Annotated in this window: 15 protein-coding genes; 9 read left to right on the forward strand and 6 right to left on the reverse strand. The window is 62.5% G+C overall.

Annotated features, from left to right (window positions below; translation table 11 throughout):
• Positions 1-78 precede the first annotated feature (78 nt).
• Both C492_RS09225 and C492_RS09230 read left to right on the forward strand, forming a co-directional pair.
• Positions 79-903, forward strand: a complete 825-nt coding sequence (locus tag C492_RS09225) for an IS5 family transposase (protein WP_008422749.1) — start codon at positions 79-81, stop codon at positions 901-903.
• Between the two features lie 501 nt (positions 904-1,404).
• Positions 1,405-2,760: a glycoside hydrolase family 68 protein gene (locus C492_RS09230; RefSeq protein ID WP_008422751.1), complete on the forward strand. Its 1,356-nt coding sequence runs from the start codon at positions 1,405-1,407 to the stop codon at positions 2,758-2,760.
• A 52-nt stretch (positions 2,761-2,812) separates the two neighbouring features.
• On the opposite strand, the gene C492_RS24185 is transcribed toward C492_RS09230, so the two are convergent.
• Complete coding sequence (locus C492_RS24185) at positions 2,813-2,977, reverse strand: hypothetical protein (protein ID WP_160166979.1); 165 nt, start codon at positions 2,975-2,977, stop codon at positions 2,813-2,815.
• A 121-nt stretch (positions 2,978-3,098) separates the two neighbouring features.
• Between C492_RS24185 and C492_RS09235 the strand changes: the two genes are divergently transcribed.
• Positions 3,099-3,281: a hypothetical protein gene (locus C492_RS09235; protein ID WP_008422753.1), complete on the forward strand. Its 183-nt coding sequence runs from the start codon at positions 3,099-3,101 to the stop codon at positions 3,279-3,281.
• 125 nt (positions 3,282-3,406) lie between these two features.
• Here the strand turns inward: C492_RS09235 and C492_RS09240 are convergent, their stop codons facing one another.
• Positions 3,407-3,625, reverse strand: coding sequence for a hypothetical protein (locus tag C492_RS09240; protein WP_152424871.1), 219 nt, complete (start codon positions 3,623-3,625; stop codon positions 3,407-3,409).
• A 323-nt stretch (positions 3,626-3,948) separates the two neighbouring features.
• Here C492_RS09240 and C492_RS09245 point away from each other — a divergent pair, with 323 nt between their 5' ends.
• A complete protein-coding gene (locus C492_RS09245) occupies positions 3,949-4,581 on the forward strand; it encodes a phosphoribosyltransferase (protein ID WP_049892920.1) in 633 nt (210 codons plus the stop codon).
• A gap of 340 nt (positions 4,582-4,921) precedes the next feature.
• On the opposite strand, the gene C492_RS09250 is transcribed toward C492_RS09245, so the two are convergent.
• Positions 4,922-5,563: a dienelactone hydrolase family protein gene (locus C492_RS09250; RefSeq protein WP_008422760.1), complete on the reverse strand. Its 642-nt coding sequence runs from the start codon at positions 5,561-5,563 to the stop codon at positions 4,922-4,924.
• Between the two features lie 641 nt (positions 5,564-6,204).
• Here C492_RS09250 and C492_RS09255 point away from each other — a divergent pair.
• Positions 6,205-7,674 (forward strand): short-chain fatty acid transporter, encoded by a 1,470-nt coding sequence (locus tag C492_RS09255; protein ID WP_008422762.1) that lies wholly within the window; start codon positions 6,205-6,207, stop codon positions 7,672-7,674.
• A gap of 382 nt (positions 7,675-8,056) precedes the next feature.
• The gene (locus tag C492_RS09260) at positions 8,057-9,451 is read left to right on the forward strand and encodes an FAD-binding oxidoreductase (RefSeq protein WP_008422764.1); all 1,395 of its coding nucleotides are present in this window, start codon (positions 8,057-8,059) and stop codon (positions 9,449-9,451) included.
• A gap of 322 nt (positions 9,452-9,773) precedes the next feature.
• Here the strand turns inward: C492_RS09260 and C492_RS09265 are convergent, their stop codons facing one another.
• Positions 9,774-11,021 (reverse strand): MFS transporter, encoded by a 1,248-nt coding sequence (locus C492_RS09265; protein ID WP_008422766.1) that lies wholly within the window; start codon positions 11,019-11,021, stop codon positions 9,774-9,776.
• Positions 11,022-11,180: 159 nt separating this feature from the next.
• Between C492_RS09265 and C492_RS09270 the strand changes: the two genes are divergently transcribed.
• Positions 11,181-12,038 (forward strand): helix-turn-helix transcriptional regulator, encoded by an 858-nt coding sequence (locus tag C492_RS09270; protein ID WP_083898818.1) that lies wholly within the window; start codon positions 11,181-11,183, stop codon positions 12,036-12,038.
• An 80-nt stretch (positions 12,039-12,118) separates the two neighbouring features.
• Here C492_RS09270 and C492_RS09275 read toward each other — a convergent pair whose 3' ends face one another.
• Entirely contained in the window at positions 12,119-12,589 is a 471-nt protein-coding gene (locus tag C492_RS09275) for a cupin domain-containing protein (protein ID WP_008422769.1), read from the reverse strand.
• Positions 12,590-12,867: 278 nt separating this feature from the next.
• Entirely contained in the window at positions 12,868-14,253 is a 1,386-nt protein-coding gene (locus C492_RS09280) for an ADP-dependent glucokinase/phosphofructokinase (protein ID WP_008422771.1), read from the reverse strand.
• Positions 14,254-14,451: 198 nt separating this feature from the next.
• On the opposite strand from C492_RS09280, the gene C492_RS09285 reads away from it, so the two are divergent.
• Both C492_RS09285 and C492_RS09290 read left to right on the forward strand, forming a co-directional pair.
• Positions 14,452-15,009: a hypothetical protein gene (locus C492_RS09285; protein WP_049892922.1), complete on the forward strand. Its 558-nt coding sequence runs from the start codon at positions 14,452-14,454 to the stop codon at positions 15,007-15,009.
• A 165-nt stretch (positions 15,010-15,174) separates the two neighbouring features.
• Positions 15,175-15,780 carry a metal-dependent hydrolase gene (locus tag C492_RS09290; RefSeq protein ID WP_049892923.1) on the forward strand — a complete coding sequence of 202 codons (606 nt, stop codon included), beginning with the start codon at positions 15,175-15,177 and terminating at the stop codon, positions 15,778-15,780.
• The last annotated feature ends 171 nt before the right edge of the window (positions 15,781-15,951 follow it).

Raw genomic sequence — 15,951 nt, forward strand, 5'->3', positions numbered from 1 at the left:
GGCTCTGGTGAATCGCCAGACTGCGTCGACTTGATCCGTCAGAACTAGGGAGTTGAAGCGGGAAACTGCGGATGGTTCATGTCCAAAATTTCCCGCTTCACTGGGAAGGTCGTGACGTTGGCTAAAAGTGCTGTTGGTGGCCGAGGCGAATCCGCCGCCCCGCAGGGCGGCGGCGGGTTCGCCGACTACGCCGTCGTTTCGCTGCATTGTCTGCGGATTTACTTGGAGAAATCTTACCGCGAAGCGCTTGATCTCCTGAGCGAGATGCCACAAATACTGGCGGAGATCGGCCTTGAGAAGGCCGATCTCCCTGATCACTCGACGCTAGTGAAGGCGTTTGACAGGATCAAGATGACGGTCTGGCGAGTGGTGCTGCGCCTGTCGGCGCAGCTCCACGAGCCATCTGGTCACGCTGCGATGGATGCGACGTTTTTCGACCGCGAAAACGCCAGCAAACACTACTGCCGACGGACGAATTACCGCGTGCAGACGCTCAAAACAACCGCTCTCGTCGACACAGCGTCACAAGCTGTCCTCGACGTTCACTGTACGACCGAGAAACGGCATGACACCCAGCTCGGCTGGCAACTCGCCCGCCGCAACGCGGGCGAGTTGCACAGCCTCACCGCTGACAAAGGCTACGATTGGCAGCAATTACGCGATAAGTTGAGGGAAGAAGACGTGAGACCGCTAATCAAGCATCGAGAGTTCCGCCCCATCGATCACGCGCATAACGCGCGGATCGATGGAACTCTCTACGGGCAGAGAGCGTTATCTGAGACCGTCTTCTCGGTGATCAAGCGCACGCTCGGCGACGCCGTGCGTGCGCGAAGCTGGTATCGAGAATTCCGTGAAATCGTTCTGATGTGTGCTGTCTACAACATCAAGCGTGCTGCGAGCTAGGCAAATCCAACACCGTATGGCGATTCACCACGGCCNCGTGAAATCGTTCTGATGTGTGCTGTCTACAACATCAAGCGTGCTGCGAGCTAGGCAAATCCAACACCGTATGGCGATTCACCACGGCCCCCCGAGGTAATTCACTGTTCTTCAAGACCTAGTAGATCCTCGAGCCAAGGATTAGATTGCTTGTATGCAGCACTCGATGTCATCACTGTTTCTGTATCGTGAGCCGGATCGACGATCTGTAGCCCGGTCGGCAGTCAGTCGTCAGTTACTCTATAGTAGCCACTGAAAGTCAGTGCGCATCCGATCGGATCAGGGCTGGATGATCAGTGTGCAAACCGTTTCAGTTGTTACTATAGCAGGAACCGGAGCGGCTGGTAGTCCGATTAATCCGGCAACTGAATATGATTGATTTATATTTGCTATATAATATTTCTTCCTCATGTATATCTGATCTAGAAAATATTTATTACATGCCGAGTTAATATTCCAAGTGAAATGGAAGATCAGGATCAGAGAGAGCTAGGCAGACGTACCGTCCTTAGAACGACCGGCGCGATCGGCGCAGCCAGTCTTGGACTATCGATCGGGACCGGCACCGGGGCTGCCGTTGAGACGGGCGAGGCGAGCGCGTGGACGCGCGAGCACGCGAACAGCATCGAACTTACCGACGGTCTGACGGCGCCAGTGATCGACGAAAATTCCGACGTGATCTCAGACGACTACTGGATCTGGGACACGTGGCCGCTTCGATACCGTGATGGCTCAATCGCAAAGATCAACGGCTGGCAGGTCGTCTTTTCGCTCACGGCGTCGAAAGAGCTCGTGCCGGGCGCCCGACACAACGAGGCGACGATCCGGTACTTCTACTCCCGAAACGGCCACGACTGGACCGAGGGCGGAACGGCCTTCGAGAACCCGCTCGGCCACCACCAGTGGGCCGGGTCCGCGATGTACGACCAAGAGGAGGACCAGATCTACCACTTCTATACGGCGACCAGTCCGGAGCCAGAGTTCCGCCAGCGACTCGCGCTCGGCAAGGGCGCGTCGCTCGAGACCGGGCCCCGCAGCGTCAATCTGGTCGGCGATCAAGAGCACGTCATCATGGCCGAGGCCGACGGCGAGCTCTACCAGACCTTAGAGCAGTCCAGAGACGAGGGTATCGTCTACGCATTCCGCGACCCGTGGTACTTCGAGCACCCCGAGACGGGTGAGGATCTGGTCGTCTTCGAGGGCAACACGCCCACGGGCGGCGAGAACCCGGATGACCCACAAAGTTACAATGGAAACGTCGGCGTGGCGCAGGCGACGAACGACGAGCTCACCGACTGGGAGCTGCTCCCGCCGAACCTGGAGGCGATCGAGGTCAACCAGCAACTCGAGCGTCCTCACTACGTCTTCCAGGACGGGAAGTGGTATCTGTTCGTGCTGAGCCACGAGTTTACGTTCGCACCCGGTCTCTGGGGACCCGACGCACTGTACGGGTTCGTTGCCGACTCGCTGTACGGTGACTACGAGCCGCTCAACGGGAGCGGACTGGTCATCGCAAACCCCGAGGCGGCGCCGTTCCAGGGCTACTCCTGGCTAGCGATGCCTCAGGGTAACGATGTCCTCGTCGAGAGCTTCGAGAACTTCCGCGGCCTCGACGACACCTCCCGGGGCGAGATCAGCCTTGACGAGGTCGGAGCCCTCCCTGACGAAGAGCAAAAGGAGCTGTTCGGCGGCACCCTCGCCCCGAGCCTGAAAGTCCAGCTCGATGGCACCGAGACGCGGGTCATCGCCGAACTCAACGATGGCCATTTCATCCCGTCGGGCGGGAGTCCGAACAGGAACGGCAACGGCCGAGGTCGATAAGCGACCCCGCCCGCGCCGTCACGACTCGCGCGCCGGCCGCGAGCGCCGCGACCTACCGCACGTCGGTCGTGGCGTAGCTGTCGAGCCGGAGCATGAGCCGGTGGAGGTCGTCCCCAAAGATCGCCTTCCCGATCGGCGAGCGCTTGACACCGGACGTGAGGACGTAGTCGCAGCCGGTGCGGTTCGCGACGGGGGTACCATAGAAGAGCTCATACATCTGCCGTATAGCGATCTCTGTTGAGAGTAGTACCAGACTTTGACACTCTTTTCATATTTGACCAACCAATCACTCACCTCACACGACCATAATGAGTGTTCTATGACGCTCTGAGCGGAATATGATCGAGGCAACGTACGATATTGATGTCGACGCTCACGAGGACTCCGTTGGCGCGTACGTTGCAGCGCTACAGAGCGCGTTCGTTGACCTGATGGTCGAGAACGAGGGGCTAATCTCGACTCTTGACGAACTCTACGATGAGGCGAGAGAGCAGGTGTACGGCGTGTCGACTAGTTCATAGTGAAACCTGGCTGGGGAGTTTCGAGAGTCGACTCGACGGTTGGTTGTACTTGGTTTATGGAATACTATATTTAATATGGCGCTCAGTCCACAGGGTTAATTTCACACGTAGTGCATAACACTTCTTCACTCGGAGCAGCTATTGAGTCTCAATCTTCGCTTGAGGACCTGTGCTAGCTGCTCCTCAAGTTCAGCGGCCTGTAGAATCTTGATTTCGCTCTCAGCTTGTTCCTCGAGCGACGCAGTCTCCCGCTGAAGATCCTGAACCACGAGCAGTCTGTTCCACCCAGAGCCGAAGTACTCCTCAGTATCGCGTCCGAAGACGTACTCCTCGTTGAGACGCAAGAAGGCGAGATACTCTAAACACAACAACGTACTCTTCACTCCCTCCGATAATGAATAGCTTGGCGTTATCGAAGTTAGCAGTCTTCAGTATAATGGGTTGTATACGACGTGAGATAGTGATCGATTTGCTTGAGTGCGTGTTTGGCTGGGCTGGGAATCGTATTTTGTATATGCGGATAGTGCGTTGAGTGGTGGTTCGATGAAGCGCCAAGACAGGGTTTCACAACACTTTATGCGCTCGAGACGACCGCAAACTGCAGGCAGGGCTACGGCCGACCGAATCGGTCTCAATCGGGTCAAGACATACCGCAGGGGTAACGTTGATGTTCGATGATCGAACCGACGCTGGAGAACAACTTGCGGCAGCGGTGTCCGAGCAAAATACCGACGCAGATGTTGCTCTTGCCATTCCTCGAGGCGGACTCCCGCTCGGAAGAATTGTTGCGGACGAACTCGACATTCCGCTCGACGTCGTCGTGGCGAAGAAGATCGGCGCACCGGGGAATCCCGAGCTGGCGATCGGTTCAGTGGCGAGCGACGGTTCCGTCTGGCTCAACGACGATCTGATTAGTCAGCTTTCAGTCGACGGAGAGTACGTCGAAACACAACGAGAGGAAGTAGCGATGGCTGCGAGAGCGAAAGCGGACCAGTACCGGGCGGATCGAGACGCGATCGATCTCGAGGGAAAGCGCGTACTCGTCGTCGACGACGGTGTTGCGACCGGCGCGACGACTCGAGGGTGTCTCCGACGTGTCCACAACGCCGGTGCCGCGCACGTGACGCTTGCCGTCCCCGTCGGGCCGCCGGAGGCGATCGAACGCCTGCGCGACGAGGCCGACGCCGTCGTCTGCGTCGAAACCCCGGCCTGGTTCGGCGCCGTCGGCCAGTTCTACCGTACGTTCGGACAGGTATCGGATACGGAGGCGATGGAGTATTTGAACGATGTTACAGATTGAGAGCTCACACCCGCGTCTTCAGGCCTGTCTCTTACCCACAAGTTGCGCCACCAGTCATTGGGAGCTGGGAGTTATGCATCGGAGACCGAAGATTGAAACACCGGTAGTCCGCAGCACCACCCCGGTTACAATCCGATATTCGACTCCAAGGGCAGTCAGTTCGAGTCCTCCTCCCCGTAACCAGTGTTCGCTTTCGTATCCCTTCCTGGTGTGTTTCAGCTCGTTCTCGGCCGTCTCGAAAGCCTCCGAAACGCCGCTTTGGAGGAGGCTCCGACTTAGGGGGAAGAGACAGAGAGCAAGGGTCGGGGTATCCGCCTCGACCGCTGATGAACCCGGATTGTTACAGCAGTTTCTCTGCAAACCACTCGCCGGCGTGATCAGCCACTGACTCGAGTGCGCCCGGTTCCTCGAAGAGGTGCGACGCGCCCTCGATGACCTCGAGCGACTTCTCTCCCGCCAGCAGTTCGTATGCTTCCTCATTCCACTCGAGGACGGGATGGTCGTTCCCGCCGACGATGAACAGCGTCGCAGCCGCCACCCGATCGAGGACGTCCTCCGCCATATCGACGCGGCCGCCACGCGAGACGACGGCCGCGACGTCGGTTTCGGGTCGTGCCGCAGCTCGAAGCGCGGCCGCGGATCCGGTGCTCGAGCCGAAGTAGCCGACGTTCAGGTCGGCGGTGTCGTCTCGGCTTCGAACCCACTGTGTCGCACCGACAAGCCGGTCGGTCAGCAGTGGAATGTCGAACCGCGTTTCGTACGTTCGATCCTCGGCTTCGGTGAGCAGGTCGAACAGCAGCGTTCCGACGCCGCGCGCACGAACGCGCTCGGCGACGAAGTTGTTTCGCGGGCTGTGTCGGCTGCTGCCGCTCCCGTGCGCGAACAGGACGAGACCGGTTGCGTCGTCCGGGACGAGCAACTCTCCTTCGAGTTCGGTGCCGTCGACGGTGACCGTGACGATCGAGTTGTCGTTCGCTCCCATCGGGTGCGGTTCGACAGCCAAGCTATTGAGTCTGGAGGGCGACGCGGACGGCAACCGGTTTCGGTCCCTCGTAACGATCTAGCGACTACCTCCGGGGTCGTTTCGAGATCACGGCAACACACTTGACGCTGGGAATCGAACGTCGGATCGCAGTATACAATCGAGACCGCTGGCCGGTGATCTCGACAGCGGGTTCGTCGACAGCGACCTGCGACAGCGACCTGCGACGGCGACGCCGTCCTCGGAACGCGAAGCGTTCTGATGGACCGCACGAGAGCGTTGCTCTCGTGGACGTCGGCGGGTCGTATCCGCTGTCAGCCAGCCGATGTGCCCGGTTTCGGACGCCCCGCGAGAGCGTTCAACACCTGATTCAACGACCAGAATCGTCGTTGGCTCTCGAAGCGAATGCCCGATCTGATGAAGCGGACGGCGAACGTCCGGCGGACGTCGCCGTCCGCTCGTTCTCCCAAGATACCTTTAAATCCGCCTCGTAGCTCTCGGTGAACCGGTCTGAGAGAGTAGCCTAAACCAACTCAACGACCCGCTCACTTTTCGAACTGACCCGACTAGACGGTGCCGGTCATTCTATGTATTATTTAAACCGTATAATTTATTTTGATAGTCGCGAACACATAGCTTGTATGTCCCAAAGTGGCGCGGAGGATTCGATTATCGAACGGTTCGGATACAGACTCTCGGGTATCGTCGAACGATGGATGCCCAGTCCGTTTCTGTTTGCAATTCTTCTCACGTACCTCGTTTTCGGGACCGGTCTTATACTAAACCAAACAGGAACGATCGAACCGTCTGTCGGTAATGGGACCGTCGGACCGGTAGAGATGATCGAGTTCTGGTTCAACGGATTCTGGGGGTTCCTCGGGTTCTCGATGCAGATGGTCGTGATACTGATGACGGGGTTCGTGCTTGCGTATCATCCCGCAGCCAACAAACTTCTCGTCCGACTCGCCAGGCTTCCCAAAACCCCTCCTCAAGCGGTCGTTCTCGTCGCCGGGTTCTCGATGGTCGTCGCCTGGATTCACTGGGGATTCAGTCTCATTCTGGGTGCAATCTTCGCTCGAGAGATGGGAAGAGTCGCACACGAACGGGGGATCGACGTACATTATCCACTGCTATGTGTCGCAGGGTACATGGGGCTGGGTCTGACCTGGCACTGGGGATGGTCCGGATCCGCGCCGCTGTTGCTTACCGATGAGACGGAAGTCGGTGAAGGGACGGCCTTCGCAGTAGTTCCCGAGCCGGTCCCAGTAACTGAAACCATCCTCCACCCGTACACGATCTCGCTAACGTTCCTTTCTATCCTCTTCGCAATTACCGTGTTGTACCTCATTACTCCGTCAGGCGAGAGGGCGCGGGGTATCACCGAGTATATCCCTGCAAACGAACTATACGAAACAGGTACTGACGGCGGTGAGGAGACCCTAGAAGCGAACGAGCCCGAGGCCGGCAAGATGGTTCCGGCAGAGCGTATCAACAATAGTCGCGTTCTCGGCGGACTCCTTGCGGGTACCGGCGTCACGTATATCTTCTGGATACTCCTTACCGAAGGAATCGAAGTATGGGATCTCAATACGATCAACTTCGCGTTCCTGATGGCCGGGATACTGGTCTGGACGAATCCATCCACGTACCGAGAGAAGTTCGGTGAGGCGGCATCGGCAGCTGCTGGAATTATCCTACTGTTTCCCTTTTTCGCCGGTATTCAGGGGATGATGGCCGATTCGGGCCTCGCGAGCGCAATCGCCGAACTCATTATCGGGCTCTCGTCCGTCCAGACGTTTCCGATCTTTACGTGGCTGGCGGCAGCGATCCTCAACCTGTTCGTTCCATCCGGTGGCGGGCAGTGGATCGTCATGGGTCCGTCGATTCTCGAAGCCGCCGACCAGCTCGGCATCGAGTTCGGCCATGCGACGATGGCCTTCGCCGTTGGCGAAGCACACACGAACTTGCTGAACCCGTTCTGGGCTATTCCGCTTTTGGCAATTACGCGTATCAGGGCCCGCGAGATGTTTGGGTACGCAGCCGTGATGTTGCTCGCCCTGTTCCCGTTTCTGACGGTCGTCCTCTACCTCCTTCCGTACAGTGTGTTTTGACCAACTCATGGTCTGTTGTCCCGTTTGATCCCGATNTGCTCGCCCTGTTCCCGTTTCTGACGGTCGTCCTCTACCTCCTTCCGTACAGTGTGTTTTGACCAACTCATGGTCTGTTGTCCCGTTTGATCCCGATACCGCCACAACCATCCCGCCATCGACGCACTGCAAAAGATGCGCTCCTCAAAATACCACCTGTAAAACGGGTCGTATTGCGATCCGGCAAAGGGACTGCTGGGTTTACGGGGCGGACAATTATCCCAACCGGGACGTTCGGTACGGAAATCGAAACGCCAGTTCTCGAGCGCGTCTCGCGCACTGGTATTTATAATTATTAATAATAAACCTATATCTCTGTTGGCGTCGTCCCTTCGGTAGAGACTGCATGGCAGTAACAACCACGCCCACAGACGACGAGGCAGACGTACTGGAAGAACAGCTCCGGGGCGAGTTACTCCGCCCCGGCGACTCGGGGTACGACGAAGCGCGCTCCGTCTGGAACGGGATGATCGATCGCCATCCGGCGATGATCGTGCAGGCGAGAGGCGTTTCGGACGCGATCGCCGCAGTGTCTTTCGCTCGTGAATACGAGCTACTGCTCTCGGTTCGCGGCGCCGGACACAACATCGCGGGGAACGCGGTCTGTGACGACGGCCTCGAGCTCGATCTCTCGCGGATGCGATCGGTACGGGTCGATCCGGCCGGCAAAACGGCGCAGGTCGAACCGGGAGCAACGCTCGCCGACGTCGACCACGAAACGCAGGAGTTCGGGCTCGCGACGCCGCTCGGAATCAACTCGACGACCGGCGTCGCGGGCCTCACGCTCGGCGGCGGCTTCGGTTGGCTCACCCGAAAATACGGCATGACCGTGGACAACCTCCGGTCGGTCGACGTCGTCACCGCAGACGGCGAGTTGCGACACGCAAGCGAAGGGGAGAACGCGGATCTCTTCTGGGGCGTCCGCGGCGGCAGCGGCAACTTCGGCGTCGTCACTTCCTTCGAGTTCGACCTCCACGAGGTCGGCCCCGAAGTACTGTCCGGACCGATCGTCTACTCCGGCGAGGACGCCCCCGCGGTCCTCAGACACGTTCGGGACTTCAACGAAGACGCTCCCGACGAGTCCGCCGTCTGGACGATTCTTCGTGCCGCGCCGCCGCTACCGTTCCTTCCCGAGAGCGTTCACGGCGTCGGCGTCGTCATCGTCGTCGCGTTCTACGCCGGCTCCCTCGAGAAAGGCGAGGAGGTGCTGGCGCCGATTCGAGAGTTCGGCGATCCCATCGCCGACGCGGTCGGACCGCACCGGTACGCGGAGTTCCAGCAGGCGTTCGATCCACTGTTAGCCGAAGGTGCCCGAAACTACTGGAAGTCACACAACTTCGACGAACTCTCCGACGACGCTATCGACACCGCGATCGAATACGCCGAGAAACTTCCGTCGCCCCTGTCCGAAATCTTCTTCGGACAGGTCGGCGGTGCGATGGCTCGCGTGCCGACGGACGCGACGGCGTACCCGCACCGCGACGCAGCGTACGCGATGAACGTCCACACGCGCTGGGAGGATCCCGCCATGGACGATCGATGTATCGCCTGGACCAGGGAGTTCTACGAGGACATGCGGACGCACGCGACGGGCGGCGTCTACGTAAACTTCATCAGCGAACTCGAGGGGGAGGAATCCCTCGCCTACGGTGAGAACCACGATCGGCTGGTCGAGGTGAAAACGAGATACGATCCGACGAACCTGTTCCGGATGAACCAGAACGTCGAACCGGCGGCGTGAGGGAGCCGATTCCGCTCTCCCGCGCTCGGCGGCCGATCGGCTGGCGGAGCGATACGTTCGGTCGGAACACGCCGGTACCTCGATCGTCCGGCGGTCGTTCCGTGTGTGTCCGAACGTCGGCGGGAGACCCCGCCGCGGCCGTCCGTTCGACGGGGGCGACGAACGGCGCGAGCAGTTCTTCGAACGCACCGTCGCAAATCGCCTCATCGCCTCTCCCGGCGGGCTCGGCGTTCGGTTCACCAGTCGTCCGGTACCGATTGCGCTTCCCCGCGAACGAGCGCACAGACGCTCCGTGAGCGGGCTTCGACCCGGCACCGTCGCGTTACGCCGACGTGCTGCGAGCACCGACTCGAGCCAGGCGAACGGGCCCCGCGACGACGGCGACGCCCGTCGCGGCGACGGCGACGATACTCGATGCGAGCAGGAGGGGGTCGTACCCGACACCCGCGGTGATCGCCAGCCCGGCGAACGCGACCGGTCCGGCGGTGCGACCGAGGAACGTGGTGCTGTTGCGCAGGCTCATCGCGCCGGCGAGGTACTCCGTGGTAACCCTGTCGCTCACGGCCGCGTCGACGACCGGCATCAGCAGTCCGACGCCGGCGCCGACGACCAGGACTGCGACGATCGTCCCGACCAGGCCGGCCGCGGCCCACGCGGCCGCGAACCCGACGGCGTAGCAGGCGAACCCGGCCGCGATCAGCCACTCGTTCGAGAGGTATCGTGCCAGCCGGCCGCTCGAGAGTGCGACCACCATCGAGGCCGTCTCCGAGACCAGGATGACGGCACCGATCAGTACGGGGGCAAGCGTCGTCGCGAGGACGAACGGCATCGCCGTGAACACCACCCCGAACAGCAGGAATTCGGTGAGGAACGCGACGCCGAACAGCGCCGCGAGCGCCGGCGTGAGGACCGTTCGGGCGGCGTCGGCGAGGTACGCGATTCCGCCCTTGTCGTCGGTGCGTTCCGGTTCCTCGAGCGCAACCTGTGCGAACGCGGCGATCGGGAGCGCTGCCAGGTACGCGAGAAACGGCGCGTTCCACGCGATACCGGCGAGCGCCCCGCCCACGACGGGAAACAGAGCGGCGGTCGCGGAGAGGACCGCGACGTTCGCACCCAGCACCGCGTTTCGCTGCACGCCGTCGAACGCGTCGCCGACGAGCGTGACCGTGGTGATGAAGATCGCAGCGGCGGCGGTTCCCTGCGCGACCCGGAGCGCGAGCAGGGCCTCGAACGTCGGCGCGACCGCCATCGCTCCGCCGAGGACGCCGAACGCGATCAGCCCGCCGACGAGCACTCGCTTCCGACCGACGCGATCGGCGAGGATGCCGATGAACGGTGAGAGAACGATTCCCACGAGGAAGTAGGTGCTTACCAGGAGACTCGCCTGCGCGTCGGTGATCCCGAACGCGTCCCTGAACACCGGCAGAGCGGGACTGATCAGCGGCACGCCGAGCGGCGCCAGCGCCGTACTCGTCAACACGATCTGTACCGTCCGGGATCGCCACGGGACGGCTTCGTTCCGTTCGCTCGTCGATCCCGTTCGCCTGTCGGACTCGGTTCTCCGTTCCATGGCCGTATGGACGCGCTCGGCCCTCGTGTAGTCAGTTATCGATCGCTCCCGCACCCCCGAAGTTCAGTATCGCCCGACAGAAGCCGTCTCAGCACCTGAGATAGATCTATGCGCGTGAGACGCGTAGCTTTCCTGATCAGCGGGATCGACGTGATCGAGATGGGAAACACAGTCTTAGACGAAATTCTAGAAACCAGCCGCGAGCTGGAGTCGAGTACGGTATCGGCGCACGAACTCGGCGATCGAATGGCGACCGACGAGCTCCTCGACGTCGTCCGTCACCGCGACCTCCTCGAGGTGCTGGTAGCCGAACCGCTCGACCGGAACGACCTCGAGGCACAACTCGACGTCTCCCGAGCGACGAGCCACCGGTTCACTCGCTGGCTCGAGGACCACGATCTGGCCGAACGGGTCGACAACCGGTTCACACTGACTGGAAAGGGGCAGGCCTACGCCGACGCGGTCGTCCGTCTCGAGCGGGACCTGCGGGCTGCGACGGTGCTCGCTCCGTTGCTCGAGTCGATCTGTGAGAGACACCGGGAGTTCGTCGTCGCACCGTTTGCGGACGGGACGGTGACGACGGCGACGCCCGACGACCCCTACGCACCGACGTTCCGATTCGTGCAGCTACTGCGCGGGAGTGAGACGTTTCGCGGATTCAACACGGCCCCCATGCTCCCACCGGGACTCGCGGAGCCGTCGGAGCGGCTGTTCGACGGTCGCGACGTAGAACTCATCTACCTCCCCGAGGTCGTCGACGTACTCTTCGAGCGCTATCCCGATCAGCTTCACGAGGCCATCGACGCGGGACACCTGACGCTTCGGACGCGCGAGGCGCTTCCGTACGGCCTCGCCGTCTTCGACGATCGGGTCGGCGTCGCCGGCTACGACGAACGAACCGGGATGATGCGCGTGTTCGTCGACTCCGACTCGGCCATCGCTCGCGGCTGGGCCGAGCGCGTCTTCGCGACGTACCGGGATCACTCCGAGCCGATCCGAGAGCGAACCGGTCCGTGAGCGGCGCGCTGTCGGATCACGGATCGAGGCGGGTGTAGCGGTGAAAAAAGTGGCGGTCGGTGCTCGCTGCGACTCGGCGTCTACTCGTCCCGTCCGCCGATAGTGACGACGGTGCTGTCGAACGGCATCAGGGTCTCGTCGAACGTCGCGGTGAGTTCGTCGTTCGGAAAGAACCCGATAACTCGAGCGGTCGCGTCGCCGACGTTTCGAATTCCGTGTGGTTCCATCTCGGGAACGATCGCGCACTGCCCGCTCGAGAGCTCGACCCTCTCCTCGCCGACCGACGCCTCGACCGTTCCGTCGACGACGACGAGCAGTTCCTCGTTGCTGTCGCGGTGGGTCGGCAGGTAGTTTCCGGGTTCGATCTCGAGACAGACGATCGTCACCTCCTCGCCCGCGACCTCGCCGGCGTTCGGCGTGCCCGGCGACAGCGGGAAGTATCCGCGGATCCGCGCGTTTTCGTCGCCCTCCTGCCAGACGTCCGTTCCCTCGAACCGATAGAGTTCTACTGGCTGTACCCCGCCGCGTCGAACGGTACCCTCTGTGGCCATCTGCGTTCCTCGTGATTCTCCGATTCGGAGCCGAGAGAGAAAAAAACGTCTCGAGCGCTCCGTCGTGAATCGGTGCGGTATACGCCCGCTCGAATCATAACCGTTGTGAACGCTCTCCCGACGCGGCGGTGGACCCGTCCCGGTATCGCTCGATCCGACGCGAGCGGCTGATCGAAACAGCCGCCCGTACCGACGTCTTGCACCGGGAGTCGACCGCTTCCCGACTCGTAGGTGACCCGGACCGGTCGCGGCGGCGATAGACGCTCCCGAACGGACGGTTACCGATCCCGTCCGTCGCAACCGTCGGCGACGGCGAGCTCGAGGAGGAAACTCGACGCGGAAACGATGTCGCCGATCCCAACCGTCCCCGCGGGATCGTCGACGACGCGGTTGGGACAGGCGACAACCGTCGGGGTGCAAAGGACGCCGTTCTCGGCCGTCTCCTCGAGGTGGTCTGCGAGAAGCGCGACCGCGTCGGTACCGTTCGCCGACGGCTCGTACTCCAGTCCCGTCTCGAGGTCGTCGGGAGACGTGATCCCGCCCAGTGCGGCCTTCGTCGCGGCGTTGACGGCGGCGAACTCGAGGCCGCGTTCGACCGCCTTCGAGGGGAGGTACGAGTCCGTTACGGAGAGGTGGTACTCCATCGCGTGAAGCCGGAGACACTCGACGCCGAGTTCGTCTCGGAGCGCGTCGAGCATACGATAGTGGGTGAGGATCTCGTCGGGTTCGAACGGCGTCTCTTCCGTCGGTGCCGCGTCGACCGCGCCGAGTTCGGCGTCCTCGTAGAGGAGGGCGAGTTCGTACGGATCCGTGCCGACGACGGTCGCCTCGGGCAGGATCCACCTGTAGATGCTCTCCCGGAGGTCGTCGTCGTGGGTCACGGCGTACTCGATGTGGATCGGCAGCCTCCCGGATCGGAGTCGACGGATGACCGCTCGAGCGTGACGGTGAGCCTCCTCGTAGCCCTCCTCGACGTGGTCGGGCGTGAGATTGTGATAGCCGGCCAGCAGCGCGCCGTCGACGACCTCGCCGATCTGATCGACGTGCGCGTCGAGGTCGCCGGCCACGAGATCGAACTCCGGCGGTCGCGAAGCCGCGATGAACCGGGCGTCTTCGAACGCCCGGACGTCGAAGAGTTCGTCGCCGACCCTGAACTCGAACACCCAGTTGATCTTCGTCCGGTCCGCGTCGACGGATTCGTACAGCGGAGCGAACTTCACCTCACCGTCCTCGACCAGGGGAAACTCTACCGCGTCCGGGTGGTCGAACATCGAGAGCTGTCGGTCCGAGAGCAGATACGTGTACACGACCGGCGACGCACCCAGCGAAGCGGCGAGGTTCGTCATGATTCCCGTCTGGCCGCCCATCTGCTGGGTGTCGGGCTCCAGCTCCGCCTCGAGCGCGGCCGCGAACTCGTCGGTCATCGCGACCTCGTCGCCACGGCCCGCCGCCATCGCGTGCGTGATCGCCGTCGCGAGGTCGCGTTTCGACGCCAGCGGACTCGGCGGGTGACGGTCGCCGGGGTCGGACGGCCGCTCGAGGGACGACTCGAGGCCCTCGCCGACCCGGACGATCGCGTCGACGTTCGCGTTGTACGCGACGAACACCGGCAGCCCCTCGAGCGCTCGGATATCGGACTGTAACTGGGCCTGATCGTCCGTCATGGTGCGGGTGCTCCCACCGCCAGCGAGTTAACGCTGTGCGTCGGCCGAAACGCCGGTGACGCGCAGTTCGGGTCCGGCGTACCCGGACCGTGGTTCGATGATCGATCGCGTACTTGCTCGGCGACGCGTTACTAGACCGCCGCTCGAGCCGAGGCCGGTATCCCTATGGTTTCCGCCTGGCCACTACGAACTGGCACCATGAAAACGTCGATCGTACGCGGGGCGGAACGCAGGATCAGATGCGCACTGGTCGCGGTATTCGTGGTCGGAGTCCGTCGGCGCGACCCGGGTGCGGTCGTAAACGCCGCCGTCGCGGCGGTGGGAACGCACCTTCCCGCCCTCGCCGAGCGGGCGTACGGTATCGAGTTTCGACCCTGGCAGCGCGTGTACGTACAGACCGCGATGATCACCCACGCGATCGGAATGCTCGGTCCGTACGACGACGTCTGGTGGTGGGATCACCTCACACATATGCACTCGTCGTCGATCCTGGGCGGTGCCGTCTTCGCGATCAGCCGGCATCGGGGCCGCGACCCTCGGCCCCGCGTCGTCGCCGCAGTCGTCTGTCTCGGACTCGCCTGGGAGATCGTCGAGTACGGCGTACACGCTGCGGGGAAACGTTTCGGTATCGAACCGGTACTCGTCTCGTACGGGAAACGGGACACCGTTCTCGACCTCGGGTTCGATCTCGTGGGTGCGATACTCGTTCTCGCACTCGGCGACCGCGTTCTCGGCGATCTCGCCGCCGAGGCGTGAGCATCGGGGGTCCCGACGGGAACGGTCACTCGGGAACTCGAGTCACGCTCCGTCGCCCACTCGAGCGCGCCGTTTCGTCGGCGACGGTCGACAGTCGCGCGCGACGGAACGACACACCGTCCGCAAGAAACCCATTTACAGCTCTAACCGCTAAGACGGGTCACGATGATGGCGACGACTCACGCGCTCTTGGGGATGGCACTCGCACTCCCCGTCCTCGCGATCGCCCCGGAGCTCGCCCCGGCCGCGTTCGTCGCCGGGCTCGCCGGCGGACTCGCCCCCGACCTCGATCTCTACGCCGGACACCGAAAGACGCTCCACTATCCCGTCTACGCGGCGCTTACAGCGGGGCTGGCTGCTGGACTGGCGGTCCTCGTTCCGTCGACGGCTACCGTCGCGCTCGCCGTCGGTCTGACTGCAGCGGCGGCACACGCCGCGACCGACGCCGCCGGTGGCGGCCTCGAGTTGCGCCCGTGGCTCGCGGACTCCGAGCGGGCGGTCTACAGCCACTACCACGACCGCTGGATCCGTCCGCGCCGCTGGGTGCGATACGATGGGGCGCCGGAAGACCTCGCGCTCGCCGCGGGCGCGGCGGCGCCGCTCGTCGTCGTGGCCGACGGGCCGGTTGCCGGGGCTGCGCTCGCGCTCCTCGCGGTGTCGGCCGTCTACGTCCTGTTGCGGAAACCGCTGGCGACCGTCGCCGAGCGACTCGCCCGGGCGGTCCCTGCTGGGCTACATCCGTACGTCCCCGAGCGGTATCGCGGCGTCTGATCGGCGTATCGTCCCATCAGCGCAGGGAACGGTGCCGAGCCGACGATCCGCCGAGGGGCGCTTTCGAGCGAGTCGATCGGAGTTCGTAGACTCGAGTCGATCTAGCCCCGACTCTCGCGTCCGCTGGGGGCCGACGGGGGCGACAGTGCCGAAAGTCCGGTATCCTGACGC

The sequence above is a fragment of the Natronococcus jeotgali DSM 18795 genome (assembly GCF_000337695.1).
Lineage (GTDB): Archaea > Halobacteriota > Halobacteria > Halobacteriales > Natrialbaceae > Natronococcus > Natronococcus jeotgali.

Excerpts from the sequence above, each read along its gene's own strand:
- C492_RS09225 (WP_008422749.1), top strand. The coding sequence starts at position 79 with ATGTCCAAAATTTCCCGCTTCACTGGGAAGGTCGTGACGTTGGCTAAA.
- C492_RS09230 (WP_008422751.1), top strand. The coding sequence starts at position 1,405 with ATGGAAGATCAGGATCAGAGAGAGCTAGGCAGACGTACCGTCCTTAGA.
- C492_RS24185 (WP_160166979.1), bottom strand. The coding sequence starts at position 2,977 with ATGTATGAGCTCTTCTATGGTACCCCCGTCGCGAACCGCACCGGCTGC.
- C492_RS09235 (WP_008422753.1), top strand. The coding sequence starts at position 3,099 with ATGATCGAGGCAACGTACGATATTGATGTCGACGCTCACGAGGACTCC.
- C492_RS09245 (WP_049892920.1), top strand. The coding sequence starts at position 3,949 with ATGTTCGATGATCGAACCGACGCTGGAGAACAACTTGCGGCAGCGGTG.
- C492_RS09250 (WP_008422760.1), bottom strand. The coding sequence starts at position 5,563 with ATGGGAGCGAACGACAACTCGATCGTCACGGTCACCGTCGACGGCACC.
- C492_RS09255 (WP_008422762.1), top strand. The coding sequence starts at position 6,205 with ATGTCCCAAAGTGGCGCGGAGGATTCGATTATCGAACGGTTCGGATAC.
- C492_RS09260 (WP_008422764.1), top strand. The coding sequence starts at position 8,057 with ATGGCAGTAACAACCACGCCCACAGACGACGAGGCAGACGTACTGGAA.
- C492_RS09265 (WP_008422766.1), bottom strand. The coding sequence starts at position 11,021 with ATGGAACGGAGAACCGAGTCCGACAGGCGAACGGGATCGACGAGCGAA.
- C492_RS09270 (WP_083898818.1), top strand. The coding sequence starts at position 11,181 with ATGGGAAACACAGTCTTAGACGAAATTCTAGAAACCAGCCGCGAGCTG.
- C492_RS09275 (WP_008422769.1), bottom strand. The coding sequence starts at position 12,589 with ATGGCCACAGAGGGTACCGTTCGACGCGGCGGGGTACAGCCAGTAGAA.
- C492_RS09280 (WP_008422771.1), bottom strand. The coding sequence starts at position 14,253 with ATGACGGACGATCAGGCCCAGTTACAGTCCGATATCCGAGCGCTCGAG.
- C492_RS09285 (WP_049892922.1), top strand. The coding sequence starts at position 14,452 with ATGAAAACGTCGATCGTACGCGGGGCGGAACGCAGGATCAGATGCGCA.
- C492_RS09290 (WP_049892923.1), top strand. The coding sequence starts at position 15,175 with ATGATGGCGACGACTCACGCGCTCTTGGGGATGGCACTCGCACTCCCC.